We start from the raw sequence: 773 nt of genomic DNA, 5'->3' as shown, positions 1-773 counted from the left end.
GACGTCTCCGACCAGTTCGAGGCCGAGGAGCGGTTCGAGCGCACCTTCAACGCCAACCCGGCGCCGGCCGTGATCACGCGCCTGTCCGACCTGCGCCACGTCAAGGTCAATCACGGCTTCCTGGAGATGACCGGCCACACCCGCGACGCCGTCATCGGCCGCAGCGTCTACGAGGTCGACGTCCTGGCCGGCGCGCGCAACCGCGACCTCGCGGTCGCGCGGCTCAACGCCGGCGGCACGATCCCGCAGATGGAGGCCTGCCTCGACCTGCCCGACGGCGGCAGCCGCTTCGTGATCGTCGCCGGCCAGCCGATCGCGATGGGCGACGAGCCCTGCATGCTGTTCACCTTCGCCGACCTGGAGCTGCGCCGGAAGGCCGAGGCCGCCCTGCGCCAGAGCGAGGAGCGCTTCGCCAAGGCGTTCCGCCTGACGCCGGTCCCCACCGTGCTGGTGCGGGCCGACGACGGCCAGGTCACGGGCGTGAACGAGGCGTTCGGCCGGGTCTTCGGGCTGGGCGAGGACCGCGTCGTCGGCCGCTCGCTGGTGGAGGCCGGCCTGTGGGTCGCCGACAAGCAGCGCCTGCAGGTCGAGGCCGCCCTGGAGCGGCAGGGCTACGTGCTGGGTGTCGAGGTCTGCCTGCGCCACGAGAGCGGCGCCAACCTCGACTGCCTGGTCTCGGCCGAGCGCATCGAGATCAACGAGGCGGCCTTCGTGCTGATGGTCCTGCAGGACATCACCGAGCGCAAGCACACCGAGCGGGAGCTGTTCGACGC

Annotated in this window: 1 protein-coding gene; it reads left to right on the top strand. The window is 71.8% G+C overall.

Features of this window, described 5'->3' with window-relative positions; genetic code table 11:
- Positions 1-773: PAS domain-containing protein (locus ACLBXO_RS31625; RefSeq protein ID WP_447687901.1), on the top strand; the 773-nt coding region annotated here is incomplete at both ends.

The organism is Methylobacterium sp. C33D (assembly GCF_053345825.1).
This window is presented reverse-complemented; position numbering and strand designations above follow the sequence as displayed.